Origin of the sequence: Zwartia lucis, from assembly GCF_965234455.1 — a bacterium.
Taxonomy (GTDB): Bacteria; Pseudomonadota; Gammaproteobacteria; order Burkholderiales; family Burkholderiaceae_B; genus Zwartia; species Zwartia lucis.
Genome location: NZ_OZ248475.1, coordinates 1 through 26065, shown reverse-complemented (window position 1 = coordinate 26065; position 26065 = coordinate 1). Strand labels below are relative to the sequence as shown.

Sequence of the window (26065 nt, the reverse complement as noted above, 5' to 3'; positions counted from 1 at the left end):
ACGCAAGATTTAAGCGTTAAAGAGTTTCGGTACGTGCTTTGCGCGACTTTGGCATCTCGATAAAAATATCGCTACCTTGCTTCTTTTTGCCAAAAAGAGAGGGCTCAGAAACACCGTCTGAGCAGCCATTGCCAAAGCTAAACCCGCAGCTTCCCTTTTCGTTAAAACTGTCTTCAGCCATTTCTTTGTGGTTTGAGGGCACGACAAAGCGATCTTCATAATTAGCAATTGCCATAATCTGATACATGTCTTCGACTGTTTCGGCATCCAAACCAACTTGTTCGAGTACTGCCGTATCAACGTGTTGATGCACGGTCTGTGCACGCTTAAATGCGCGCATCGCTAACAGTCTTTCAAGCGCGAGTAAGATAGGCTCTTCTTTGCCTGCAGTTAAAAGATTTGCTAGATAACGTATAGGAATGCGCAGACTTTTGACATCAGGGATTATGCCGTTCATACCCATGTGCCCAGCCTGCGCTGCGGCTTGTATAGGCGACAAAGGGGGTACGTACCAGACCATCGGGAGAGTGCGATACTCGGGATGTAGCGGGAACGCAACCTTCCACTGGACCGCCATCTTGTAGACCGGCGAGGCCGCAGCGGCATCTACCCACGCCTCTGGGATGCCTTGCTTGAGGGCTTCGGTGATCACGTGCGGATCGTGCGGATCAAGAAAGACATCGAGCTGACTTTGATACAGATCTTGTTCGTTGGGTGTGGCGGCAGCCGCTCCGATTTTATCCGCGTCATACAGTAAGACACCCAGATAGCGAATACGTCCAACACACGTTTCAGAGCACACAGTTGGTTGTCCCGCTTCGATACGTGGATAGCAAAAGGTACACTTCTCGGCTTTGCTGCTTTGCCAGTTGTAATAAATCTTTTTGTAAGGGCAGCCCGAGATGCACATCCGCCAGCCGCGACACTTATCCTGATCGACCAACACGATGCCATCTTCTTCGCGCTTGTAGATTGACCCTGATGGGCAGCTTGCCACGCAAGTCGGGTTGAGGCAGTGTTCACACAGTCGGGGCAGATACATCATGAAAGTATTTTCAAACGTCGAATACATTTCTTTTTGAACGCCTTCGAATAAGGCGTCCCGACTGCGTGAGGAAAACTCACCCCCTAGATCGTCTTCCCAGTTTGGCCCCCACTCGATCTTTTCCATCTTTTTTCCCGTCAGAACAGAGATGGGACGCGCGGTGGGTGGTGTTTCGCTCAACGGGGCATTTTGTAAATGCTCGTAATCAAACGTAAAAGGCTCGTAGTAGTCGTCAATCGCTGGCAAGTTTGGATTAGCCAGCATATTTGTCAAAATCTTCAGGCGTCCACCTTGGCGAGGCTCCAGCTTACCGGCTTTGTTGCGTATCCAGCCACCCTGCCATTTTTCTTGGTTCTCCCATTCTTTGGGATAGCCAATGCCGGGCTTGGTTTCAACGTTATTGAACCAAGCGTACTCAACCCCATCCCGGCTGGTCCAAACGTTTTTGCAAGTGACGGAGCACGTGTGACAGCCGATACACTTGTCCAGATTTAACACCATACCGATTTGTGCGCGAATTTTCATAATGAATCTCCCACCTCGACGAGCGGGCCTTCTAGCCACTCAATTTTGTTCATTTTGCGAAGTACAACGAACTCATCGCGATTACTGCCCACCGTGCCGTAGTAGTTAAAGCCCCATGCTTGTTGGGCATAGCCACCGATCATGTGCGTGGGCTTGAGCACAGTGCGTGTGACAGAGTTATGAATACCACCTCGCATACCACTGGTTTGCGCGCCGGGCGTATTGATATTTTTTTCTTGAGCGTGATACATCAAGCACGTCCCATCTGGTATGCGTTGACTGACCACCACCCGCGCAGTCAAGGTACCATTGACGTTAAAGACTTCAACCCAATCGTTGTCAACGATACCTGCCTTACGGGCTTCTTTTTCAGAGATCCAGACATGTGGGCCACCGCGACTGAGTGTCAGCATGCGCAGGTTGTCTGAATAGGTTGAATGAATACCCCATTTTTGATGGGGTGTGAGCCAGTTCAGCACCAGCTCGGTTTCGCCATTGGGCTTGAATCCTAGAACCGGCTTGATGGTCTTCGTGTCGATTGCAGGCTTATACACACATGAACCTTCGCCAAAATCCAGCATCCAGCGATGATCCTGATAGAACTGCTGGCGGCCAGTGAGCGTGCGCCAAGGTATCAACTCGTGCACATTGGTATACCCGGCGTTGTAGCTGACTTCTTCGCTTTCGATTCCAGACCAGGTAGGTGCTGAAATAATCTTACGTGGCTGAGCCTGCACATCACGAAATCGAATCTTGTCATGCTCACGACCTTGGGCCATATGACTATGATCGCGCCCAGTGATCTTTGACAAGGATTCCCAAGCCTTGACTGACACATGGCCATTAGTCTCTGGCGCAAAGGTCAAAATCATTTCGGCGGCGTCAATGGCGGTCTCTAAGCGTGGCCGCCCTTTGCTGATGCCTTCTTTCGTCACGGTCTTGTTGATGCCTTTTAGTTCGTGGACTTCGTGCTCAGTATTCCAGCTAATGCCTTTGCCGCCATTGCCGAGCTTTTCAAGCATCGGGCCAACAGACGTAAACTTGGTATAGATCTGGTTATAGTCTCGTTCAACGACCGTCATGTTGGGCGCGGTTTTGCCGGGAATCAAGTCACATTCGCCGTGTTTCCAGTCTTTAGGTTCAAAGGGTTGACCGAGCTCGCCAGGCGTGTCGTGCATCAGAGGTGTCAGCACCAAATCTTTGCGTGTGCCCAGATATGGCCCGCCAATTTCACTAAACTTTTTAGCTAATAGCTTATAAATTTCCCAATCGGTTTTGCTTTCCCATAAGGGTTGCACGGCCTCGCTGAGTGGATGAATGAAGGGGTGCATGTCTGAGGTGTTCAGGTCATCTTTCTCATACCAGGTTGCTGTTGGCAAAACGATATCGCCGTACAGACAGGTCGTGCTCATTCGGAAGTCAAGCACGACCAGCAAATCGAGTTTGCCTTCGGTCGCCTCTGCGTGCGCTTTCACTTCGCTGGGTTTGATGGCATCGACTTCGTCTGCAAACAAGGCGTTTTGCGTGCCTAGCAAATACTTTAAGAAGTACTCGTGGCCTTTACCGCTAGAGCCAAGAATATTTGAACGCCACACAAACATGTTGCGCGGAAAGTTCTCTGGTGCATCGGGCTCGTCGCAACTCATGTTGAGTAAGCCGTTTTTTAATTGTTCCGTAGCAAAAGCCACCGGGTCTTTTCCTGCTGCTTCAGCAGCCGCGACCACCTCAAGCGGATTAGTTTTTAACTGAGGAGCTGAAGGTAACCAACCCATGCGTTCAGACTTTGCATTTAGATCTAGGATACTGAGCTGTTTGTATTTGTTTGCCTCAGCGGTAGGTGACAAAATCTCATCGAGATGGAGTTTCTCGTGGCGCCATTGATTGGTGTGTGCATAAAAGAAGCTCGTGCCATTCATTTGACGCGGCGGTCGTGACCAGTCTAGTGCGAACGCGAGCGGTGCCCAACCGAACTGAGGCCGTAATTTTTCTTGTCCGACATAATGCGCCCAACCTCCGCCACTCTTTCCAACGCAACCGCACATCATCAACAAGTTGATGATGCCGCGATAGGTCATATCCATGTGGTACCAGTGGTTGAGTGCTGCGCCAACGATAATCATCGACTTGCCCTCGGTGTCGTGGGCATTTTGTGCAAACTCGCGCGCGACCTGAATCACTAGTTCTGGCTTAACAGTCGTATGTTTTTCTTGCCAGGCAGGTGTGTAGGGGATATCGTCATCGTAGCTTGAGGCAACATTTGCACCGCCTAAACCTCGATCAATGCCGTAGTTTGCCATTTGTAAGTCGTAGACCGTGGCAACGCGCGCGGACGTGCCATCAGACAGAGTAAGCGTTTTGACGGGTACGTGACGCACTAGCAATTCGTCATGTTCACCCCCAAAGTATGGAAATGCTACGCCAACGATTTCGTCGTGATTTTCAAGAAGCGTTAGCGTTGGATCAATAGCACGACCCGATGCCGCATCTTTTTTCTCTAGATTCCAGCGTCCAACTTGGGCCCCGTCGTTGACCTTGCCTTCGCCCCAGCGCAAGCCTATCGCGCCGTTCGGCACGACTAGTTCGCCACTGAGGGCGTCAAGCAGCAGTGTTTTCCAATCAGGATTATTGGCCTCGCCATGATTTTGCGTTAAATGTGATGCGCGCAAAAAATGGTCGGGCGCCCACTGACCATCGTGCTCTTTTAATAAAACCAGCATTGGCATGTCGGTGTATTGCTTGGCATAGTCGCTAAAGTATGGAGACTTGCCGCTTAGGTGAAACTCTTTTAGAACGACATGCCCCATGGCCATGGCCAAGGCAGCATCAGTGCCTTGTTTAGGTGCTAGCCAGATGTCGCCAAACTTGACCATCTCCCCATAGTCGCTTGAAATGGCTACGGTTTTGGTGCCCTTGTAACGTACCTCGGTATAAAAGTGTGCATCAGGTGTTCGAGTTTGCGGTACGTTTGAGCCCCATACCATTAGATAGGTTGAGTTATACCAATCGGCTGATTCGGGTACGTCGGTTTGTTCGCCCCATACTTGAGGGCTTGCAGGCGGAAGGTCGCAGTACCAATCGTAAAAGCTTAGGCATACTCCGCCGATTAGGCTGAGGTAACGCGAACCCGCAGCGTACGACACCATCGACATCGCTGGGATGGGCGAAAAGCCGATCACGCGATCCGGACCGAATTCTTTAATAGTAAAGGCATTGGCCGCTGCGATCATTTCGGTGACTGTCTCCCAGTCTGCGCGCACAAAGCCCCCTAAGCCTCGCACGCTCTTGTAGTGCTTCGCCCGCTCGGGGTGTTGGCTAATGTGTGCCCAGGCTGGGATTGGATCCATGGTGAGGCGCGCTTCGCGCCACATCTCCATGAGGCGGCCACGCATCATGGGGTGTTTGACGCGCTGCGCTGAATATACATACCAACTATAAGAGGCTCCACGGGGACAACCACGCGGTTCGTGGTTTGGAAGATCTGGGCGAGTGCGTGGGTAGTCAGTCTGTTGAGTTTCCCAGGTAATTAAACCGCTTTTGACGTAGACCTTCCACGAACAAGAGCCCGTGCAATTCACCCCATGTGTTGAACGGACTATTTTGTCGTGCTGCCAACGCTGCCTGTAGGCGTTTTCCCATTTGCGGTCTTCGCTTACGACTGCGCCATGGCCATTGGAAAACGTCTCGGTGGTGCGTGAAAGAAAATTTAAGCGATCTAAAAAATGACTCATGACTGCACTCCAATAATTTTACGAATGACATCTGCTAAATACAGGATTAGTGGGTATCGATGTTGAGTCTGGTTGCTAGCAGGGCATCGGTGCTTTGGCGCGCGCATACCAAATCCACGTGACCGCGACGCAGCTAAAATAAAACAACACAAAGCAAAATAAAGCGGCGTGGGGTGTACCTGTAAGGTCGATTGAGGTGCCAAAGCTCTTTGGAATAAAGAACCCACCATACGCACCAATTGCGCCTGAAAATCCCAAGACGGCTGCAGCCTCTTTGCTGCCATCAATCAATGCTTGCTTTTGTGAAACAGAATCAGGCTTTGCGCATCCCTGTCGATCGTTCAGAAAAATGACAGGAATCATTCGAAACGTCGACCCGTTACCTATCCCAGTGAGGGCAAACAAAATAATGAACAGAGTCAGAAAGCCAGTGAAATTTCCGGTGTTGCCCTGACTAGGTAAAAAATACATAACGCCAAGCACCGCGAGCATCATCCCAATGAAAGTCCAGAGGGTGACGCGGGCGCCGCCGATTTTGTCAGACACCCAGCCGCCTGCCGGCCGCACCATTGCGCCAACCAGCGGTCCGAGAAATGCATATTTAGTCGGGTTGACATTGGGGAACTGGGACTGCGTCAGTAACGCTAGGCCTGCTGAAAACCCGATGAAGGAGCCAAACGTGCCAAGATACAACCAGCACATCAACCAATTATGTTTGCGCTTGAAGATCACGGCCTGATCAACAAAGGAGGCTTTGGCGTCTGCGATGTCGTTCATACCAAACCAAGCGGCGACTGAAGAAAGTGCAATAAACGGTACCCAGATAAAACCAGCGTTTTGCAACCAAAGTGTGTGTGTCGCTTCGTTGGTGGTGTAGTCGTGGCCTGCGCCACCAAAGACACCGAAGGCTCCGATCGCAATGACTAAGGGCGTCACGAATTGCACGACAGAGACGCCTAAGTTGCCAATGCCTGCATTCAATCCTGTGGCCAGACCTTTTTGTGCCTTCGGAAAAAAGAAGCTAATGTTTGCCATTGAGGAACTGAAGTTGCCACCGCCTAATCCACAAAGCAAAGCCAGCACTAGAAGAGTGGGGTAGCTCGTACTGGTGTCGCGTAGTGCAAACCCCATACCGAGCGCGGGCAGAAGCAGGCTGGCGGTGGATAGAGCAGTCCAGCGCCGTCCTCCGACGATTGGGACTAAAAAAGAATAAAAAATACGTAACGTGGCTCCAGATAAAGCGGGCAAGGCTGTCAACCAAAACATTTGATTTTTGCTGAAATGAAAACCCGCTTTGTTCAAATTCACCACTACTACCGACCACAGCATCCAGACGCTGAAGGCAAGCATCAGTGCAGGAATTGAGATCCAGAGGTTGCGCTGAGCAATGCGGCGCCCTTCGGTTTTCCAGAACTCTTGTTGTTCGGGCTCCCAGCGGGTAAGCAGATAGCGTGAGGACATGGAAAACTCCGATGATGGCTGTAGGCTTATGGGTGAATGGAAAGTTCAGCGGTTGCGGGGATCTTGTTTGATGTGATGGCGCTAGGACCCACGCTGTCTTTTCTAAAACTGAAGTGCATCCAGACCAGAGAAACGCAGACGGTCCCGTAGAGCAACATGAAACTTGACGAGCGCACACCCGTGAGATCCACCATGGCGCCAAACATAATGGGCAGAACGAAGCCGCCGAGCCCACCTGCAAGACCTACCACACCAGACACCGCTCCGATATTTTCTGGAAACTCATCTGAAATAAATTTAAAGACAGATGCTTTGCCAATGGCCATGGCGATGCCGACCACAAAAAGTAGTGTGGTGAACAGAGGGGGAGTCAAGCCAATAAAGAAATCACGCGGCCCGTTAATGGTCATGACGGTGAAATTGGTTTGTGGGTAGCTTAGTAAAAAGAACGCGACCCAGCACACCCACATGACCCACCACGTGGTGTGATAAGCACCATAGCGGTCTGACACCCAACCGCCGACCGCGCGTAGTGCACCACCGGGCAATGAAAAGATCGCAGCGAGTAGTGCTGCTTTTTGCATATCGAAACCATATTCACCGACGTAATACTTTGTCATCCATAGCGCTAACGCAACATAGCCGCCAAACACGACGGAGTAGTATTGGCAATAGCGCCAAACTCTCGGGTTTTTTAGCATCACGAGTTGTTGTGAAAATGTCGTGCCAGCAGTGATGTGATGAGCGGGATTGGTGCTGGAAAAGATCCAGAACAGAACGGCTGTGATCAGCATTGCGACCGAGTACACTTGTGGGACAATCGTCCAAGAACCGGCTGCGGAGGCAATCAGAGCAGGGGCTACAAATTTAGTCAGTGCAGAACCCGAGTTGCCTGCACCAAAAATTCCCATTGCTAGACCTTGACGGTTTTTAGGAAACCAGCGAGCCACATAAGGAGTGCCGACAGAAAACGAGCCGCCCGCCAGACCGACAAAGCAACCAATCGCCAAGAAATGCCAGTACTTGGTGGCATAGGACATCAGCCAGATCGGTGCAACAGTACTTAACATCAGTAGAAAAAATACAATTCGTCCGCCGAAACGATCGGTCCAAATCCCTAGCGGAACGCGTATCAACGATCCTGTCAGAACGGGCATGGCAGCGAGCAAGCCAAACTCAGTCTCGTTAAGCCCAAGTTGCTTTTTGATTGGGATGCCTATGACTGCAAACATCATCCAAATAGCAAAGCAAATCGTGAAGGCAAGCGTACTAGAGGTAAGCACCATCGTGGAGGTGCGAGTTTGGAGGCGCATCGTTTGGCTTAAATATTATGTGGGCGATAAGCCTAAGACTAAAAGTTCAAGAGACTGATGCCTATTCGCCTCTGGTTGGGGCCAGAGTAGTCATCGGTGAGGGGCGTTCTAGTTCTTTCGCACTAGATAGGGCTTGTTCATACCCCGTTCAAGCAGTCATCGGTGATAATGAGTCAATGGTGTGCTTTCAGTGCATGCTTCATCGAATGTCTTTACAGAGGTCTACGTTTGGCATTGACTTGGTCTCCCTCTATCGGACGAAATCACAAACTCGGTGTGCGCCTCGTGTCGGTTTCGCTCGCCGGCCTAGTGTTTGGTTTGGCGATGGTGTTGGGCACCTTATGGTTGTCGTGGGCGTTGGAAGGCGCTGCCGCTGCAATCAATGACACTGGTAGCTTGCGGGTGCAGTCGGTACGACTAGGCCTGACTCTGAGCCAGTTACGTGATCAAGCCGCACCAGAAACTGATTTGGTTCGTCGTCAAAAACAAGCGCTTGACCAGACGCTTGCAAACTTACGTGAGGGTGATCCGCAGCGTCCGCTACGTATGCCAAGTAGTCATGCTGTACAAGAGCAGTTCGCTCGCGTGACGACGCTCTGGAGCGCAACGTTGTCACCATCCTTGGTGGCGGTGATTGATGGCGCATCAACTCAACCACAGGCCCTATCTGTTTATCTGCGAGAATTACCTAAGTTTGTCGAGCAAACGGATCAGCTCGTGTCACGTATCGAAAGCGAAAACAGTCGTACGACCACCTACTTGCGAGGTTCTCAGCTCGCACTGATCGTTCTGATGCTGGTGGGTAGCGTTGCGATTATTTATCTGCTCTATGGCTGGGTGATTCGGCCGGTGCAGGCATTGCAGGCGGGTATCGTACAAATGACGGCCAGAAACTTCTCGGTGCAAGTGCCTGTCGAGGGGCGCGACGAATTTGGCGAACTTGCCTCAGGCTTTAATGATATGGCCGCTCAACTCAAAGCCCTTTATGCAGATCTTGAAGATCGGGTCTCGCAAAAAACGTTAGAACTTGCGCAACAAAATCGTGCGCTTAGCACGTTATATGACTTCTCTTCTTATTTGAGTCAGCCTGGCGAGTTTGAGCAGCGTTGCGCTGGTTTTTTAAAAAAATTGGTTGAGTATTTTGGTGCCGATGGTGGCACAGTGCGCATTTTGGACCCCCGACAAAATAATCTGCACTTGACCGTACACCAAGGGCTTTCGCCAAGCTTTGTCCGAGAAGAGCAATGCGTACATGCAGGCGACTGCTTGTGCGGGGAAGCGGCTGTACTGGGCGAAACTCAACTACATGATTTTCGTCAATTGCCAGTAGAGCAACGCTATTTGTGTCGGGAAGAGGGCTTTAATTCAATTGCAATCGCGCAGATCACAAACGGTGCAGTACCCTTAGGTAGCTACACCTTACATTTTTCTGAGCCACGCGAGTTCTCTGGCGACGATAGACGATTATTTGATTCGGTCGGTCAGCATCTTGGTGCCGCAATCGAGAGCCAACGGCTACTGGCGCGTACCCGAGAGCTTGCGGTGGCGCAAGAGCGTAATTTGGTGGCGCAGGGCTTGCATGATTCGATTGCACAGGGGCTAAACTTTCTGAAATTGCAGGTTCAAATGCTCGAGGACTCACTGAAGCGTAAAGACGATACTGAAGTGACTGAAAGTATCCAGATGATTAAAACGGGATTGCGCGAAAGCTACGATGACGTACGTGAGCTATTGCTCAATTTCAGAATCAAACTCGAGGAGGGGGATTTGAATCAGGCCTTGCGTCACGCAGCCGAGCGCTTTACGCGTCAGACGATGGTTCCAGTTTCAATTCAAGCGGTGGGGCAGGGCGCACCCTTGCCGCCTGAGCACCAACTGCAGTTGCTCTTTATCGTCCAAGAAGCACTGTCCAATATCCGAAAGCATGCAAAGGCAAAAACCGTAAAAATTGTTCTGACTAATGCGCAAGATTTTGACTTGAGTGTGCAGGACGATGGCTGTGGTTTCGACATGATTGCCCCAAGTTTTGAGCCGGAGCAGCATGTCGGCTTAATCATTATGAAAGAACGTGCTGCCCGACTAGGCGCAGAATTAGCTGTTGCAAGCGATATGACGGGCACGCGTGTGATGTTGCATCTTGCGCATCACGAGCGCGTGGCGGCTTGATGACGAACACACCTATTCGTATTTTGCTTGTGGATGACCACACGCTGTTTCGTAGCGGCATTCGTTTGCTATTGCAGCGTAATCGAGATTTCGAGGTCATCGGTGAAGCTGTGGACGGGCTCGAGGGGGTCAAGCGCGCTAAAGAGCTCAAGCCTGATATTGTCTTACTAGATTTGCATATGCCTGGACTGTCTGGATTAGACGCTCTTGGGTTGATTTTGCAAGAAAGTCCCGCTTGCCAAGTCGTGTTATTGACTGTTTCAGAGGATGCAGAAGATTTGACCTTGGCACTCAAAAAGGGTGCTGCGGGCTACTTACTTAAAAATATCGATGCTGATTACTTGCTTGAGTCTTTGCGCAAGGTGATGCAGTCTGATGCGGTGATTTCGCCCGAGATGACTTCGAAGCTTGTCGCAGGTTTTCGTAAATCTGAACCGGCAGTGGCAAGCGAGATCAAAAAACTTACGCCTCGCGAAGGTGAAATGCTGGCTCAATTGGCACTTGGCTTATCTAATAAAGAGATTGCCCGAAAACTAGATGTAGCCGAAAGCACAGTAAAAATTCATTTGCAAAGTATCTTGAAAAAGCTTGGTGTAAATAACCGAGTGCAAGCAGCAATTTACGCGGTTGAACACGGTTTGACCGATCCCAGGTCGCCTAAGTGATTTGCTTGATTGAATTGCAACAATCCCTGTGCATTCAGAATCTCGACATATGAGCCTTGAACCGAAATGAGGTGCGCGCGTGTTAAGCGCTGTAATGCGCGCGACAAACTCTCGGCCTGTAAGCCCAAGCGCGAGGCGATCAGGCATTTACTGAATTTGAGTTGTGTTTGAGTGCCTTGCCTAGGTTGCTTCAATAAATAGTCGGCAACACGTTCGCTGGCGCTATGGGTGCTAACTGTCTCAATATCGTGCAAAAGAGTTTCAAAGCGAAGCGAGAGATTTTTCAGCATCTTGAGTGCAAACTCGGCTTCAAGCGAAAGAATTTTTTCGATGTCTCGCTTATCGAGACAGACGACGACGCTGTCATCGAGCGCCTGTGCGTCAACGATATGCGGATGGTTTAACAACATCAGTGTTTGGCCAAATGAATCACCTGGGCCAAACATCTCAATGACCTTGCCGTGACGGCTCCTCACAACGGGGATCGAGGCCTTGATCCAACCCACTGCAACGAGATAGACGCCGGAAGCAGCTTCGCCGCGTCGATATAGAAATTTATTCTTAAGAAGACGATGGACCTGAGCAGAGTTCGCCAAAATTTCGCACGATTTGCGATTAAGCGAGGAGAAAAGTGGCGCGTGCGCCAATAGTTCGCAGACATCAAGTGGTTTGGCCATGAAGACTCACCTATAAGAAAATGTTTGAAACAGACCTTGTAGCGTGGTGCGTCCTATGCGGCTTACTTCAGCGACGGGCAAAGAACGGGTTGTGCTACGAGAGCGCTGAACAGCATATTTCCGCACGCCTTGAGCCGAGAGGCTTTGTGCCAAATCAAGTAAAGCTTTTTCTGTGAGCCAGTCGGGATGCCAAGTGGTACGGCATTCAAAGGGCCCGCCCCATGCTATTAACGTCTCAAGGCACTGCTGCACCGGCTCTGCGCTTTGCTGGCGTCCAGTTAAGCCAGGATAGCCCCCTGGCGTCGTCTTAATGTCTAGGCCAACCCAATCCAAGCTGGGGAGCGCCTCGCGCAGGCGCAGTGGGTAGATGCCTGCCGTGTGAACAGCCACCTTAAAACCCAGCACTTTAACTTGACGAATCAATTGCGTACAAAGTGGGTCACTAAAGGGCTCTCCCCCTGAAAACACCACGCCGTCTAAGAGACCTACGCGCTTTTGAAGTGTCAGCAGGATGTTTTTCCATGATAGGGCTCCGCCTCGTTGTTGAAGGTGCGGGTTATGGCAGTAATGACAAGCCCATGGGCAACCTGCGATAAAAACTACAGCAGCAAGCTCACCGGGCCAGTCAACCGTTGAAAAGGGGACGAAGCCTCCGATACTGGGCGTACGCTTACCGTGATTGAGGTTCGTTAAAAAACAGTCGCTCATTAAATTCTCCCTGCTTGCCGGTGTTAAAGGATGTCACGGGACGGTGATAGCCCATCACGCGGGTCCAGACTTCGCATCGAGTACGGCGGGCTTGATCTAGCGCAATAACAGGTTGTTGAAAATGCAGAACTTCAGCAAGATTGGTCATGGTGATAACTCCGGTTTACAAAGTGGATAAATAGTTAAGCGTTTACTTCAAGATGTTGCTTGTACAGAAGAGATTCATCACACTTAGGACAAAACTCGTGTTGGCCCGATAAATATCCATGCGAGGGACATATCGAAAACGTTGGTGTGATGGTGATGTAAGGCAGCCGAAATCCTGCTAACGCACGATGGACTAACTGTTTGCAGGCTTGAGCCGACGAAATGGCTTCGTTCATGTACAAGTGCAGCACCGTGCCGCCGGTATAGCGTGATTGCAAGGCTTCTTGCATCTCTAGCGCAGCGAACGGGTCGTCGGTAAAGCCTACAGGTAACTGACTTGAGTTGGTGTAATAAGGCTGCTCTGGTGTACCTGCCTGACTAATATCGGGCCAGCGTTTCTTGTCTTCGCGGGCGAAGCGATACGTGGTGCCTTCGGCTGGTGTCGCCTCGAGGTTATACAAATGTCCTGTGGCTTCTTGAAACTCAGTCATCCGGGCTCTGACATGGTCGAGCAGTTCAATCGCGAGAGCGTGCCCAGTTGGTGTCGTGATGTCATGTTGATCGTGGCTAAAATTTCGTATCATCTCGTTGATGCCGTTGACTCCTAAGGTACTGAAGTGATTGCGTAGGGTGCCGAGGTAGCGTTTGGTGTAGGGGTAAAGTCCTTTATCGATGTAGTGCTGGACGACGACGCGTTTCTTTTCGAGGACGTCTCGCCCTAAATCCAGTAGGGCATCGAGTTGTACAAACAAGGCAGGCTTGTCGCCTGCATGCATATAGCCTAGGCGTGCGCAATTGATTGTCACCACACCAATGCTGCCTGTTTGCTCGGCAGAGCCGAATAAGCCATTGCCGCGCTTAAGCAATTCGCGCAGATCAAGTTGCAAGCGGCAGCACATCGAGCGCACCATGTGCGGTTCAAGATCTGAATTTAAAAAATTCTGGAAATAGGGCAAACCATATTTGGCTGTCATTTCAAACAGCAGGTCCGTGTTGGGGTGATCCCAGTCAAAGTCATTGGTAATGTTGTAGGTTGGGATCGGAAACGTAAAGACGCGCCCGAGCGCGTCACCCGCCATCATCACCTCGATGTAGGCGCGATTAATCAAATCCATCTCTGCTTGCAGCTCCCCATAGCAAAAGGGCATCTCTTCGCCGCCGATATAGGGTACTAGTTCTCGTAGATCGGCCGGGCAGACCCAGTCAAAGGTCAGATTGGTAAAGGGTGTTTGGGTACCCCAGCGACTTGGCACGTTCAGGTTGTAAATCAGCTCTTGGATGCATTGTTTGACCTGTGCGTAGGTCATCTGATCTTTGCGCACAAAGGCCGCCATATAAGTATCAAATGAACTAAAAGCTTGGGCACCGGCCCACTCGTTTTGTAACGTTCCGAGGAAGTTGACGATTTGTCCGACCGCGGCAGACATGTGTCGTGCCGGCTTGGCTTCGACTTTGCCGGGCACGCCGTTAAAGCCCTCGAATAACAATTGTCGCAATGACCAGCCTGCGCAATAGCCAGACAGCATATCGAGATCGTGGATGTGCAGGTCGCCCTCGCGATGCGCACGACCTGCTTCTGGGCTGTATACATGCGACAGCCAGTAATTGGCGGTCACCTTGCCGGCGACATTCAAGATCAGCCCGCCCAGACTGTAGCCCTGATTGGCGTTGGCATTGACGCGCCAATCGCGTTGGTCCAGATACTCTTCCATCGAGCTCTCTACATCTACGATCGTCTGCGTGGCTAAGTGGGCTTGAATCTTCATTAAACACCTCATATTGTGTTGTTTGATGAATCCTAACAGCACATGTTGTGTTTTTAATGACTTGCATAACGCTACTTTTGAAACCGTTGATAAAGATCAAGGGTGAGCAGGGCGCTCAAAAAGAGGTGCTGGTCAAATGACGCGCGAAAATTTTGCGATCGATGTCGCTTCGCGCAAGTGACGATCCTAGCTGTTCGCCACCCAGCTACCGCTTTTTCCACCATGCTTTTCAAGCAGTTTGACCCCATCAATCACCATGCCACGGTCAATGGCTTTGAGCATGTCGTAAATTGTCAGTAACGCGATTGAGGCAGCGGTGAGTGCTTCCATCTCGACACCGGTGCGTCCGACTGTTTCGGCATTTAAATCAATGCACTACAAGGTATAAAATTTTCTTTGTCCTGATCCTTCTTGGTTAGTGAAAGGGTACTGCTGTGCATAATACTATCACCTGTTGGGACAGGATTGGGACAAAATTAGGACAATGATTTTTTGCGACTGTAGTCCCAGCGGTTGAGCTTGTCGAACGGTTAGTGTAAAAATGTCGACGGTTATTTCAACGCCTACCCCACCCCTTAACGATTTCAGCCAAACGACACCCCACCGTACCCCCACCCCCCCTAAACAGCCCGTCATCTTTGGCTAAAGCTACGCACAGTATTTTGCTTAAACGATGCTGCTCGGGCATTAAAAAGTCACCCGAAGGTGGCTAGTAACCAAGTGGGTATGGGTTTGCTGTCTGCAATAGCTAGAGGTAGGGTCGCTGATGGGGTTACTAGGGATCTAGAAGGGAGCATGAAAGAACGGCCATCTTTGTTGACAACTACCGCCATAAAGTAATATTGTCTCCTATGGTTTTTTAGTTTTCTGAAGATAACACCTACGCGTTCGGCAAACTCCAGCACTTTCTATAGTTTTTCCGTCTAAACACTAAACTTTACCCTTTAGGTGAGCCACTATTCAAGACAAAGATGAAATCCCTCACGCTCCAACTGTCCAGTCCCCGCATGCACGGCGCCTGCCCTACACCCCGCCATCCATTACCATCCTACTTTCTCCCTTGCATAGATATACCGGTGGTGGCCCATTTGCCTCCATCAACGAGAGTATTGGTGGTGCTGCCTCATCGTGAGCGCAAAGCCCCCCAAGGTCACATTACTGAAGATTTTTTACGCCTACCCCATCCGTGAAACTTCATTGATGCCATGTATAGCGAGAGTCACTTCGTTTTTCGCTTACACGGAAATTTGCCTCCCTAAGGGACGTCTCACACATGCTGCATGAGCCTGTAACTCAACGTTTGCCTTGAGTTGCTGCCACGCTTAAGACGACAGAGATGTAATCGCATTTGTCAGATTCAGTGCCATAGTGTCTGCGAACTATCTTTCTTCACCAATCCGCCAGAACTTTACACAGAATTATTTACAGGCTCGGCTGCGTTCAAATGTGACCCACCCTTTGTCGATTTCAGCCAACAGAAACCCCACCATACCCCCACCCCCGTAAATCGACGGCTTTGTTGTGCAGACCTATGCACTGTATTTTGCACAAACGAGACTGTTCGGGCTTCGCCCCCGGGGGGTGTCAAAACGGTCGGGAACTGGTCAGACAGCGTTTAGGGAAATACCCCCCCCTTCGTTTTCTGTTGAAAAAGGGTGGGGGTAAATATTTTTTTCTGTTTTTGTACACTGCTCTGGCATTTGATGCGGGCGTTAAAAAGCCACCGGAAGGTGGCAAGTACCCACGTGGTTACGGGTCAGCAATGGCTATCACTTGCGTACAACTCGAGCTTGCCATTTACCGCCGCGGTTACGTAAAGTTGCCATGATTCAATCCTCAGTGGGACAGAATTAGGACAAGAGCGTTTTTATACCTTGTGCAGCAGCAGACTTAAAGCCCGGAAGTTAGTGACTACTTTTCCGCCACCCAGCTACCGCTCTTACCGCCATGCTTTTCCAATAGCTTGACACCGTCAATCACCATGCCTCGGTCAATGGCCTTGAGCATGTCGTAAATTGTCAGCAAAGCGATTGAGGCAGCGGTGAGTGCTTCCATCTCGACACCGGTGCGTCCGACTGTTTCGGAGGTCGCTGTACAGGTGACTGATGAGCTTTCTGAATCTATAACAAAATCAATTGTGACACTGGTCAGTGGAATTGGGTGACATAAAGGGATCAGAGCACCTGTCTGCTTGGCCGCCATGATGCCGGCTAATCTTGCCACACCCAAGACATCCCCTTTTTTCGCATCGCCCTGGGACAGTTTGATAAAAGTCCTAGGTTGCATCGTGATGCGTCCTTGTGCCACGGCACGACGATGAGTTTGTTCTTTAGCTGAAACATCAACCATGTGTGCCTGACCGGACGCGTCGAAGTGTGTGAGATCTTGAGTCATGAGGGTTTCCGCAGAGCCTGTAAGGCCTCAGGTGTATTGAAATTCGCGAAAGCTTCTGCGATGTCGAAACGCACTGGTATCGCACCTATAGCGTCTAGCCAAGTTTGTACTGCACCGTGGCCAGCATCGAGTTGTTTGCCAAGCGCGCCTGCGACGGAGGGCTTGAGCAGACAGCAGAGTGGTTGCGCGCTTTCGGATGTGAACGCATAGGCGGCCAGGGCTTGTGTATTGACTGTGAGCGTTTCTTGTAACTTTTCGTATAAGTCAGCAGGCAGTAAAGGCGTATCACAGGGGATGACCAAAAGATTATTTTTTTTACATCGCATCAAACCTGCTTCAATGCCAGCCATAGGTCCCATGAAGTCAGAACGCTCATCCATGACCACTGGATGTCCGGTTTGCTGGTAGGCGTCCACGTTGCGATTTGCACTAATGAGGATGTGTGCGGGAGGTGGGGTTTGTTTAATGAGTACTGCAAGCGCATGCTCGATAAGCGGCAAACCATGCCACATGACCCAGCCTTTGTCTTTGCCGCCCAAACGGCTTCCTCGACCACCGGCCAAGATCAATGCATCATATGAGTGTTTTATTTCCATCGTGCCGCTGCCTTATCGTCGCTGTCTCGCGCTTCAATCCAGCGCGGACCTTCGGGAGTCCATTCTTTTTTCCAGAATGGTGCTTCGGTTTTTAAATAATCCATGATGAAGTTGTTCGCCTCATAGGCATCGCCGCGATGTGCGCTCGCCGTGAGCACCAACACAATTTGATCTCCAGGATACATTTTTCCAATTCGATGCACGATGCGCGCGCCTTGTAACGACCAGCGCTCTGTCGCTGCATCCAAAATTTTACGCAAGGACTTTTCTGTCATTCCTGGGTAGTGCTCGAGCTCAAGGGCCACTACATCGTCGGCCAGATTCAGGTCGCGAACCGTACCCACAAAGGCCACGATGGCTCCGATGCCACGGTCTTGTGCCAATAGCGCGGTGTATTCACGACTCAGATCGAAGTCCGCGGACTGAACGGCAACGGATAAACGTGGGGTCGACTCAACGGTCATTTAGCCTCCCGTCACAGGTCTAAAAATGGCGAGCTCAGCGCCTTCGACTAACGGTGTGTCGAGCTCAATCATTTCCTGATTCATCGCGACGCGAAAGGCCCGGGAGCCATCAAAAGTTTGTGCCCAGACACCGCCCCGACTTGAAAGATGTGCGATGAGATCGCGCACGGTATGAACAGACCCGGGCGCCACGATGCTCTCGTCTCCAATGCCGAACTTTTCTCTCAGTTGTGCGAAATAAAGAACGTTGATTTTCATGGTCTTTAGAGCATCGCTCAGGTTCAGTAGAGGAGCTCTGCAAGAGAGAGGTAGCGCAGTACATCACCACGCGCGATTTTTGTATCAGGTGCGAGATCCACGAGTCCATCGGCCCAGGCCAAACTGCTCATGACGCCAGAGCCTTGGTTGGGCCAGAGATCGAGGACTGGAGCGCCTGAGGTGTCGGCTGTGATTTTGACACGCAAAAACTCTCGGCGCCGATCGGGCTTGGGCCAATCAAAATTCGCCGTCGCAGTCAGGTATTTCAAGCCCGTATCTGTCGCACCCATGCGTTTAAGCAAAAAAGGTCGAGCCATCAATAAAAATGTGACGAACGCGCTCACGGGATTGCCTGGCAAACCGATAAAGTCCGTTTGACCGACACGCCCATAGGCAAGCGGTTTGCCGGGTTTCATGGAGATTTGCCAAAGATCGAGGCTCCCAAGCGCCATCACGGCGGCTTTGACATGGTCCTCTTCGCCGACGGACACACCACCACACGTGATGATGACATCATTTTCACTGGCGGCTTTGCTAAGTGCTTCGCGGGTGGCAAGCGCAGAGTCGCGCACAATGCCATAGTCATTCACAGAGCAACCCAGCTGCGCGAGCAAGCCGTTGATCGCATAACGATTGCTGTTGTAAATAGCGCCGGGGGCTAAAGGCTGGCCGGGCTCCGTCAGTTCATCGCCCGTAAAAAAGACACCGACTTTCAACAGATTGAAAACTTTAACGTTGGCCACACCAATTGACGCGAGCATCGCCAGTTGTGGCGCACCCAGACGTTGACCGGCTGCCAGCACGAGGCCTGCGGCTGCGATATCTTCGCCCCGGCGACGAATGTGTTGTGCCAGCTCGATAGAGTGAGTGAGGGCGATCGCGCCATCATGGTCTTGCGTGTGTTCTTGGGGCACCACGACATTGGCACCCTCGGGCACTGGTGCGCCCGTAAAAATGCGTGCCGCGGTATTCGGTGCAAGCGCAGTGCCTGTCTGGCCCGCTGCGATCCGTTGCGTCACGGGGAAAAGCTCAGGTAGCTTTTGTATGTCCTGAACATGGAGTGCATAGCCGTCCATGGCTGAGTTATCAAACCCAGGGACGTTGATCGGTGACATGACGTCTTGCGCAAGCGTGCGCCCCTGAGCGTTTAACAAAGGGAGTGTTTCAGTTGCACTCAGTGGCATCGCACTCGCCAACAAAATTTGGCGAGCATCTTCAAAATTTAGGAGGTTGGCTCTGGGTTTCATGCTGATACGCTTTGGGAAGACTCAATCCAGACTTTAACCTACCTTCGCGGAGACATTAACCCCCGGTTTGAGACATAAAGCGGATAATTTTTGTGGGCGCTTCGCGAAACTCATGGCGCTCGGGTTTGAGTTCGATACCTTCACGAAGCGCTTGCTCGAGCTCTGCATCAGAAATACCGGCGCGTAACAAGGGACGAAGCTCAAGTTTCTCTTCTTGTCCAAGACACAGATACAAGGTGCCATCGACAGATAAGCGCACCCTGTTGCAGGTTTCGCAGAAATGCTGACTAATCGGGGTGATGAGACCAATTTGTCCGCGACCATCCGCGGTGCGCCAATAGCGGGCAGGACCTCCGCCCATTTCTTTGATTTCTGGGATGAGCTCAAAGCGTTCACGCAAACGCTCGAGCACAGGCCCGAGAGGCGTGTAGCCTGAGGCTAGACCAGTGCTTCCCATCGGCATGGTTTCAATCAGACGCAAAATAAAGCCGCGGTTAATACAGAACTCGGTCATGGCCTCGACTTCGTGTTCATTGACACCGGGCATCACAACCATGTTGAGTTTGATAGGGGAGAAACCGTGCTCTTGCGCCGCGTCAAGACCCGCCATCACATCATCAATGGAGTCACGCCCCGTAATCTGCGTGACACATTCGCGATCCAAGCTGTCCAAGCTGATGTTCAAACGTGACACACCTGCCGCACGCAAGGCTGCGGCGTGTTTGGGCAGTTGGGTACCATTGGTTGAAAGGGAGAGGTCGCGGATGCCGGGCAGGGCGCTGATTCGTGCGGCGAGCTCGGGCAAATTGCGACGCAAGAGTGGCTCGCCACCCGTGAGACGAATACGCGAGGTACCCAAACGACCAAACGCACCTACTACGCGTTCGATTTCATCGAAGGTCAGCCAATTTTTAGGCTCTTGATAACCCTTGAAACTTTTGGGTAGACAATAGGTGCATTTCATGTCGCAGCGATCCGTCACCGACAGGCGCAGGTACTCGATGCTTCTACCAAAGCGGTCAATGAGAGGTGATGATGTTTGCGTCATTAAAGTTATATCCAGCCAAACATAACGAAAGTTTACTTAATGTACTCTTATTTTGAAGGCGGATGCGCAACTTCCCCATCGTTTCAGTTAGATAATGGAACGAGTCAAGCTTGGGTTGCCCGGCGCGACCTTGGGGAATGATCATAAACTATTGTTTTTATTGATTTTTTGGTGGATGCATGAATATTTACTGGACCGCGTTGCTGGTTGCAGGTCTTTTTGAGATAGGTTGGCCGCTGGGTCTGAAAATCACCGCGCTCCCTGGCATGAAGTTCTGGGGCATCGGGCTGGCGATCGTCAGCATGGCCTTGAGTGGAGCGCTTCTCTGGTTTTCTCTGCGAGGCATCCCGATTGGTACCGCTTACGCAGTCTGGACCTCGATCGGCGCCGTCGGCACCTTTGCGGTCGGCGTGTTCTTTTTTGGAGATCCGAGCCTGCCCATTCGCTGGGCAGGTGTCGCGTTGATTATTCTCGGGGTGATATTGCTCAAAATGGGTTAGGTTAAACGCGCGCAGTTGAGCGCGCGTTGGTTTTATGCATCCCTTTGAGCTTGAATCTTACCTTGCCGAATTGACTCAATAAATGTCAGGAAGTCCAAGTTATTTTGCTCGGCATATTGCACGGCAAATTCACCGATCGCCTGATCAAAACTTTTGCTTGTACCAAGGTAACCCGCAATCATGGCTGGGTCGCCTGAGCGCGCATGCGCACGTGCCAAGGCATGCCCACACATTTTTGCGTAAAGTCGAAGCGTTTCAGTATCCCAGTCTTCGATAATCGCGGAAAGCTTGAGGTCACGAAGCTGTCGTATATAAAAATCGCGCCCATTGATGCCACGTGTCCAACCTAAAAACACATCCGAGGCGGTTTGAATCAGACGTTGGCCATGTACCACGCGTTGCCCTTGGTTGGCATAGGCACTTTTACCTGTGTAGGGCTCAAGTACTGACTGTCGTGCTTCTTTGACCTGCAGGAAAAGAGGGTCCTTTTCCCCGGCCATGAACAAGGCCACACCACACATGGTCCCCACACTGCCGACCCCGACAACTTTTAGAGCGAGATCGCAGTAGTGAAAGCGATTAAAAAGCATGCGAACATGTTCTGGCAGACTTTGACGGTAGGCTTCAATCACAGTCGCATAGTTAGATTGAGCGCCGGGTGTCAGCATCTCCGTCGAATGAAAAATCAGTGGAGGTTCGTCCTTGATTTTGGGTTCACCCCCTTTGTGGACAACGAGTTTCGGATACATGATGTCCGGATGAGATTTACGCTGTTCTTGCGCAATTCGCTGGTCAAGACGTTTGCGGGTACGTTTGAGCACCTCAGGATCTGTCGAACGATGTGTGTAGTTTTGCAAATCAATTTTGTCATACCAGACATCGAGTGCGCGCATCCCAGCATAGTCAGACATTTTTTCACGGTATTCCCGTACCAGGTCGTTGACAATACTCGTAGCGTCAGTTGATGGCAGTTCGATATGCTTGGCTGCGATCACAACGCTTGCAGCGAGTCGCTTGACATCCCACTCAAAAGGTGCCGGCAAAGTTTCATCTAAATCATTGATATCAAAAACAATATTTCTTTCTGGTGTCGCAAATCCGCCAAAATTCATGAGATGCGCGTCGCCACATGCTTGGACGTAGAGGCCGCTCGTGGGCGTCTTTGCAAGATCCGACGCCATGATCGCTGCCGCACCTCTGTAAAACGCGAACGGAGACTGCGACATCCGTCCAAAGCGGATGGGGACAAGATGCTCAATCCGGCCGTCGTTCGACGCGGAAAGAATCTCGACTGGATCGTGGCGATTTTTTGGAGCATGCCATTGCGCTTGGGCACTACGCGGCGCCTTGTTACGTAGATTCTTGCCCTGTGTCGCTCGCGCCTCTGCACTCAGGTAGGGCAGGGAAGGTGTCTTAGAATGCTTGGCAGGCTTGATATCTGGTTTTTGAGAAGAATTTTTGGGCATGTTTTAGCTTCACTGGATTACGAGCCACGAGGGGTCAACGTGGAGAGGAAATAGGGGCGGTTCATCATATTGGAGTCATGGCTGAACATGCAAACTAAACTTGACTGCGTTCAAGAGCATTCTGTTCTGCAATAATATTGGATATTTATGGTCTGTCACTTGACCCTCTAACCTATGTTAGAGTCTTCGAAAGTGTCAGCTAACCCGCTGATTCACAACGTTCTTCGCTGCCTTTGCGTGAGCTCATGATGCATTCACGACTGATGACAATGCTTGCGCCAGACGGGGCCATCTTAGCCTCAGTGCTTGCAAAAATACCAAATCTAATGGCGCTCTATGTCTTTGGGAGCCATGTCCTCGGCACGCCCCGACCAGAGAGCGACCTTGATTTGTCGGTGTTGGCACCAGGCCTCATCGACCCGAACATGTTGTGGTCGCTATCAAACGACATTGCAAGCCTTGTGAATGGCGACGTCGATCTGCTCGATTTACGCGCAGCTTCGACCGTGATGCAGTATCAGGTTCTTTCAACCGGGAAAGCAGTGTGGGATATTGGATTGCAGGCGCGCCTGTTTGAAGTTTACGTTTTGAGTGAAAAGTTAGCACTTGACGAGGCGCGCGAACCACTTCTCAAAAACATTACTCGCGAAGGGCACGTGTATGCGCGATGACGTTCTGATTAACAAAGCCGCGACGATTGAACGATGTGTGGCACGTGCTCACGAAGAGTTTGATTACGATCCAACAACCTTCGGAACCAATTTTTCAAGACAAGATGCTGCCGTCATGAATATTCAGCGCGCCTGTGAGGCGGCATTGGACATGGGCCACCATATCATCCGCCGCGACCGTCTAGGTGTGCCTCAAAGTGCACGTGATGTCTTCGATATATTGGCACAGGCAAAGTGGATTGATCCGGCGCTTTCCGAATCACTTAAACGCATGGTTGGTTTTAGAAATATCGCCGTGCATGACTATCAAAAGTTACTGATGCCAATCACGGTAAAGGTGATTGCCGAGCATTTGGTTGAATTTCTTCAATACTCTGAGCAAATGCTCAAGCATGACGACCAGTCGCTCTAATTTTGGCGGAAGCGGTGTCAGAGTAAGTGCTTGTAATGCCTTGGTTGGCGTCAGCAAGCCTTAGTCTCCCCTGATTATTATAAGCCTTTGTATTTGCACACGTTGTTCCGCAGTAACTACTTATTGCGTGGCTTTGAACCGACCAAGATATTACGTTACTGACTAATGCCTCACAAGACCAATCACCATACTTCTGTGGGGACGATTGTGGGGATTTTCAAAGGAAACGTAATGAAAAACAGCCTGACTGACTTGTTTGTTAAAAACCTAAGCAAACCCGGTCGCTACACTGACGGCGATACAAAAGGTTTGAACCTGCAGGTCAAAGCGGATTTGAAGAAGTACTGGGTCTACCGCTACACCTTTGACGGTAAAAGGGTTGACCTAAGCTTTGGCTCCTATCCTGAAATTTCGCTTAAAGAGGCTCGCAAGCGAGCATTAGACGCCCGCAATAAGGTTAACCAAGGCACAGACCCTAAGCCCATTAAAAAGAGCGTAGTGGTCGCCAATGAACACAGCGAGTCGCCAGCCCTCACTTTCAAAGATTTCGCTGATTCAATCGTTGCCACCAAGCGGGCAGAGTGGCGAAACTTAAAGCATGGAGATCAATGGGCCTACACCTTAGAAACCTTTGCATACCCAACTATCGGTCATAAGGCATTAAATGAAATCGAGACCGAAGATATTTTGACTATTCTTAACCCGATTTGGATCACTAAGACAGAGACTGCTTCAAGATTACGGGGCAGACTAGAGTGGATACTGGCGGCGGCGACGACACGCAGGCTTCGTGTGGGGATCAACCCTGCAGCGTGGAGGGGGCATTTGCAAACCATCCTGCCCGCACCGGGAAAGGTCGCAAAAGTTGTTCACCACAAGGCGATGCCGTATCGGTCTTTACCAGAATTTATTGCAAGATTAAGAGAATTGAACTGTCCAGCCGCTTTGGCACTTGAGTTTTTAATATTGAATGCGTCTCGCACGGGTGAAGTAATCAATGGATTAAAAGTCGAGGTCAATGGCAATACTTGGAAAATTCCTGCGGAGCGCATGAAAGCCTATGTGGAACACGAAGTTCCGCTGTGTGAGCGTTCTTTGGAATTGTTGATGGGCCATAAAAACATCTTTGGTGACCTTGGAGAGTGAGTCTTGTGGCGGCTTAAGAAGGAGCCATTGTCGGGAATTCAATGACTTGTAGGCGAGCCTTTCCATCTGTGTGAATAGTGCTAGAGAGATGGATGACATAGGGGGGATATAAGTGGCTTTGAGGGGAGCGGGGGGTGGTTGTGGGGGTGTTTTCATATGCGAAGCTCCTGACGTGAGTGGAGGAAGAGAAAGCGTTCCCCGTTGGCCGGTCAAATTCCCCCATCTCTGGCCAGGTCAAACTCCCCCAGCTGAGCGGGCTGTAAATTAGGGCCAATCGCCCAAGTTTTAGCCGCAGTTCAGCCCCTGGCAGGACGTTATCTTTACCCCTCGACTGAGGGGAACTGGATTGAACGTCTTGAAACCGCACTTACAAACGACGATTTACACCTTGCTGGCCGCTAAAACGAGCCAGCATGAGATTGCGCGCGTCACCGGTATCGACCGCAAAACAATCCGAGGCTATGCACAACGTTGGCTGGCCGGGGATTCAAATTCCCCCGGGGTGGCCACCGGCTCCGAAGTTCAAATTCCCCCACCCCGGCCACCGGCTTTGGCGGGCTCTGGTTCGAGCTCGGCGTGCGAGCCGTACCGCGAGTTCATCACCGCGCAATTGCGGCTACGTCGCAATTACACCGCCATCTATCAAGACTTGGTCGATCAGCTTGGGTACACCGGTGGCTACAACAGCGTCAAGCGCTTTGCGGGCAAGTTACGCGAAGTCGATCCGGTTCAGTTCGATCGGCTTGAGTTTGCGCCGGGCGAAGAGGCGCAGGTAGATTATGGCGAAGGCGCGCCGACCAAAGTGCCAGGCACGCAGCGGTATAAGCGGCCACGCCTGTTTGTGATGACGCTACGGTATTCGGGGCGCAGCTTCCGGCGCGTCGTCTGGAAGTCCAGCAAGGAGGTTTGGGCGCAGCTACATGAACAAGCTTGGCGCTACTTTGGCGGTACCACGCAATATGTAGTGCTCGACAACCTCAAAGAAGGTGTCATCACACCGGATCTGTATGAGCCCGAACTCAATCGAGTCTACGCAATGGCGCTAGCTCACTACGGTGTCGTGGGTGACCCTGCTCGAATCCGTGATCCAAATCGTAAAGGTAGTGTCGAGAATGCAATTGGCCACACTCAAGCCACAGCGCTTAAAGGACGGCGGTTTGAATCCCTTGAGGAGCAAAACGAATTCCTCGAACACTGGGAAACCCGTTGGGCTGCACAGCGAATCCACGGCAGTCACAAAAAGCAGGTCGAAGCCATGTTCCAGGCAGAGCGCCCCTATCTAAAAGCGTTACCAATTACAGGGGTTCGTTACTTCAAAGAAGAGCAGCGCTCAGTGTGTGATGACACCTGCATTCGGGTGAATCACAGCAGTTACGCTGCACGCCCAGCTAAGATTGGTGATCGTGTGCTGGTTCGATTGTTTGACCACCATCTCGAGATCCGTGATCTAACAACGCAAGTGCTGCTGCGTACGCATACCCTTGTCGATCGCCCTGGCACGGTGGTGCTGCCAGACGAAGAGCGGATCTTTAATCCCTCACGCGAGACACGGGCTATCTTGCGTCAGGCGCAGGCAATTGGGCCTGCGACCCACGAACTGTGCGAAACATTATTCAAACAAGAAGGCCGTGTTGGGCAGCGCAAACTCTGGGGAATCGTGGG

Annotated in this window: 21 protein-coding genes and 2 pseudogenes; 7 read left to right on the top strand and 16 right to left on the bottom strand. The window is 51.1% G+C overall.

Features of this window, described 5'->3' with window-relative positions; translation table 11 throughout:
- Positions 1-16: 16 nt before the first annotated feature.
- The 4 genes from narH to AC8GE9_RS14360 all read right to left on the bottom strand — a co-directional run bounded on the left by narH (position 17) and on the right by AC8GE9_RS14360 (position 8072).
- Positions 17-1570, bottom strand: a complete 1554-nt coding sequence (gene narH, locus AC8GE9_RS14375) for a nitrate reductase subunit beta (protein WP_506677848.1) — start codon at positions 1568-1570, stop codon at positions 17-19.
- Complete coding sequence (locus AC8GE9_RS14370; protein WP_506677847.1) at positions 1567-5298, bottom strand: nitrate reductase subunit alpha; 3732 nt, start codon at positions 5296-5298, stop codon at positions 1567-1569. The genes narH and AC8GE9_RS14370 overlap by 4 nt, the downstream gene beginning before the upstream one ends.
- Before the next feature lie 75 nt (positions 5299-5373).
- Entirely contained in the window at positions 5374-6759 is a 1386-nt protein-coding gene (locus AC8GE9_RS14365) for a NarK family nitrate/nitrite MFS transporter (protein ID WP_506677846.1), read from the bottom strand.
- Positions 6760-6785: 26 nt separating this feature from the next.
- A complete protein-coding gene (locus AC8GE9_RS14360) occupies positions 6786-8072 on the bottom strand; it encodes an MFS transporter (RefSeq protein ID WP_506677845.1) in 1287 nt (428 codons plus the stop codon).
- Between the two features lie 228 nt (positions 8073-8300).
- Between AC8GE9_RS14360 and AC8GE9_RS14355 the strand changes: the two genes are divergently transcribed.
- A complete protein-coding gene (locus tag AC8GE9_RS14355; protein WP_506677844.1) occupies positions 8301-10238 on the top strand; it encodes a type IV pili methyl-accepting chemotaxis transducer N-terminal domain-containing protein in 1938 nt (645 codons plus the stop codon).
- The gene (locus tag AC8GE9_RS14350) at positions 10238-10903 is read left to right on the top strand and encodes a response regulator (protein WP_506677843.1); all 666 of its coding nucleotides are present in this window, start codon (positions 10238-10240) and stop codon (positions 10901-10903) included. Before AC8GE9_RS14355 ends, AC8GE9_RS14350 begins: the two co-directional genes overlap by 1 nt.
- Here the strand turns inward: AC8GE9_RS14350 and AC8GE9_RS14345 are convergent.
- The 11 genes and pseudogenes from AC8GE9_RS14345 to moaA all read right to left on the bottom strand — a co-directional run bounded on the left by AC8GE9_RS14345 (position 10858) and on the right by moaA (position 20208).
- Positions 10858-11580, bottom strand: a complete 723-nt coding sequence (locus AC8GE9_RS14345) for a Crp/Fnr family transcriptional regulator (RefSeq protein ID WP_506677842.1) — start codon at positions 11578-11580, stop codon at positions 10858-10860. The two genes, AC8GE9_RS14350 and AC8GE9_RS14345, sit on opposite strands and share 46 nt — an antisense overlap.
- A 6-nt stretch (positions 11581-11586) precedes the next feature.
- Positions 11587-12288: an anaerobic ribonucleoside-triphosphate reductase activating protein gene (locus AC8GE9_RS14340; protein ID WP_506677841.1), complete on the bottom strand. Its 702-nt coding sequence runs from the start codon at positions 12286-12288 to the stop codon at positions 11587-11589.
- The gene (gene nrdD, locus AC8GE9_RS14335) at positions 12251-12436 is read right to left on the bottom strand and encodes an anaerobic ribonucleoside-triphosphate reductase (protein ID WP_506677840.1); all 186 of its coding nucleotides are present in this window, start codon (positions 12434-12436) and stop codon (positions 12251-12253) included. The genes AC8GE9_RS14340 and nrdD overlap by 38 nt, the downstream gene beginning before the upstream one ends.
- 34 nt (positions 12437-12470) lie before the next feature.
- Positions 12471-14180 (bottom strand): annotated as a pseudogene (locus tag AC8GE9_RS14330) (ribonucleoside triphosphate reductase); the annotation flags it as partial.
- Positions 14181-14387: 207 nt separating this feature from the next.
- A pseudogene (locus AC8GE9_RS14325) lies at positions 14388-14567 on the bottom strand (cyclic pyranopterin monophosphate synthase MoaC); the annotation flags it as partial.
- 1545 nt (positions 14568-16112) lie between these two features.
- The gene (gene moaC / locus AC8GE9_RS14320) at positions 16113-16595 is read right to left on the bottom strand and encodes a cyclic pyranopterin monophosphate synthase MoaC (RefSeq protein ID WP_506677839.1); all 483 of its coding nucleotides are present in this window, start codon (positions 16593-16595) and stop codon (positions 16113-16115) included.
- Positions 16592-17191 (bottom strand): molybdenum cofactor guanylyltransferase MobA, encoded by a 600-nt coding sequence (mobA, locus tag AC8GE9_RS14315; protein ID WP_506677838.1) that lies wholly within the window; start codon positions 17189-17191, stop codon positions 16592-16594. The genes moaC and mobA overlap by 4 nt, the downstream gene beginning before the upstream one ends.
- Positions 17182-17655, bottom strand: a complete 474-nt coding sequence (gene moaE, locus AC8GE9_RS14310; RefSeq protein ID WP_506677837.1) for a molybdopterin synthase catalytic subunit MoaE — start codon at positions 17653-17655, stop codon at positions 17182-17184. The genes mobA and moaE overlap by 10 nt, the downstream gene beginning before the upstream one ends.
- Positions 17656-17913 carry a molybdopterin converting factor subunit 1 gene (gene moaD / locus AC8GE9_RS14305; protein WP_506677836.1) on the bottom strand — a complete coding sequence of 86 codons (258 nt, stop codon included), beginning with the start codon at positions 17911-17913 and terminating at the stop codon, positions 17656-17658.
- A gap of 23 nt (positions 17914-17936) precedes the next feature.
- Complete coding sequence (locus tag AC8GE9_RS14300) at positions 17937-19160, bottom strand: molybdopterin molybdotransferase MoeA (RefSeq protein WP_506677835.1); 1224 nt, start codon at positions 19158-19160, stop codon at positions 17937-17939.
- A gap of 55 nt (positions 19161-19215) precedes the next feature.
- On the bottom strand, positions 19216-20208 hold the full coding sequence (moaA, locus tag AC8GE9_RS14295; protein ID WP_506677834.1) for a GTP 3',8-cyclase MoaA: 993 nt from the start codon (positions 20206-20208) through the stop codon (positions 19216-19218).
- A gap of 179 nt (positions 20209-20387) precedes the next feature.
- On the opposite strand from moaA, the gene AC8GE9_RS14290 reads away from it, so the two are divergent.
- Complete coding sequence (locus tag AC8GE9_RS14290; RefSeq protein WP_506677833.1) at positions 20388-20708, top strand: DMT family transporter; 321 nt, start codon at positions 20388-20390, stop codon at positions 20706-20708.
- Positions 20709-20740: 32 nt separating this feature from the next.
- On the opposite strand, the gene AC8GE9_RS14285 is transcribed toward AC8GE9_RS14290, so the two are convergent.
- Positions 20741-22174 carry a DUF2252 domain-containing protein gene (locus AC8GE9_RS14285; protein WP_506677832.1) on the bottom strand — a complete coding sequence of 478 codons (1434 nt, stop codon included), beginning with the start codon at positions 22172-22174 and terminating at the stop codon, positions 20741-20743.
- A gap of 245 nt (positions 22175-22419) precedes the next feature.
- Between AC8GE9_RS14285 and mntA the strand changes: the two genes are divergently transcribed.
- The 4 genes from mntA to istA form a co-directional block, all read left to right on the top strand.
- A complete protein-coding gene (mntA, locus tag AC8GE9_RS14280; protein ID WP_506677831.1) occupies positions 22420-22845 on the top strand; it encodes a type VII toxin-antitoxin system MntA family adenylyltransferase antitoxin in 426 nt (141 codons plus the stop codon).
- On the top strand, positions 22835-23257 hold the full coding sequence (gene hepT / locus AC8GE9_RS14275) for a type VII toxin-antitoxin system HepT family RNase toxin (protein WP_506677830.1): 423 nt from the start codon (positions 22835-22837) through the stop codon (positions 23255-23257). Before mntA ends, hepT begins: the two co-directional genes overlap by 11 nt.
- A 231-nt stretch (positions 23258-23488) precedes the next feature.
- The gene (locus AC8GE9_RS14270) at positions 23489-24403 is read left to right on the top strand and encodes a tyrosine-type recombinase/integrase (RefSeq protein ID WP_506677829.1); all 915 of its coding nucleotides are present in this window, start codon (positions 23489-23491) and stop codon (positions 24401-24403) included.
- A 346-nt stretch (positions 24404-24749) separates the two neighbouring features.
- A partial coding sequence (gene istA, locus AC8GE9_RS14265; protein ID WP_506677828.1) for an IS21 family transposase occupies positions 24750-26065 on the top strand: 1316 nt, incomplete at its 3' end.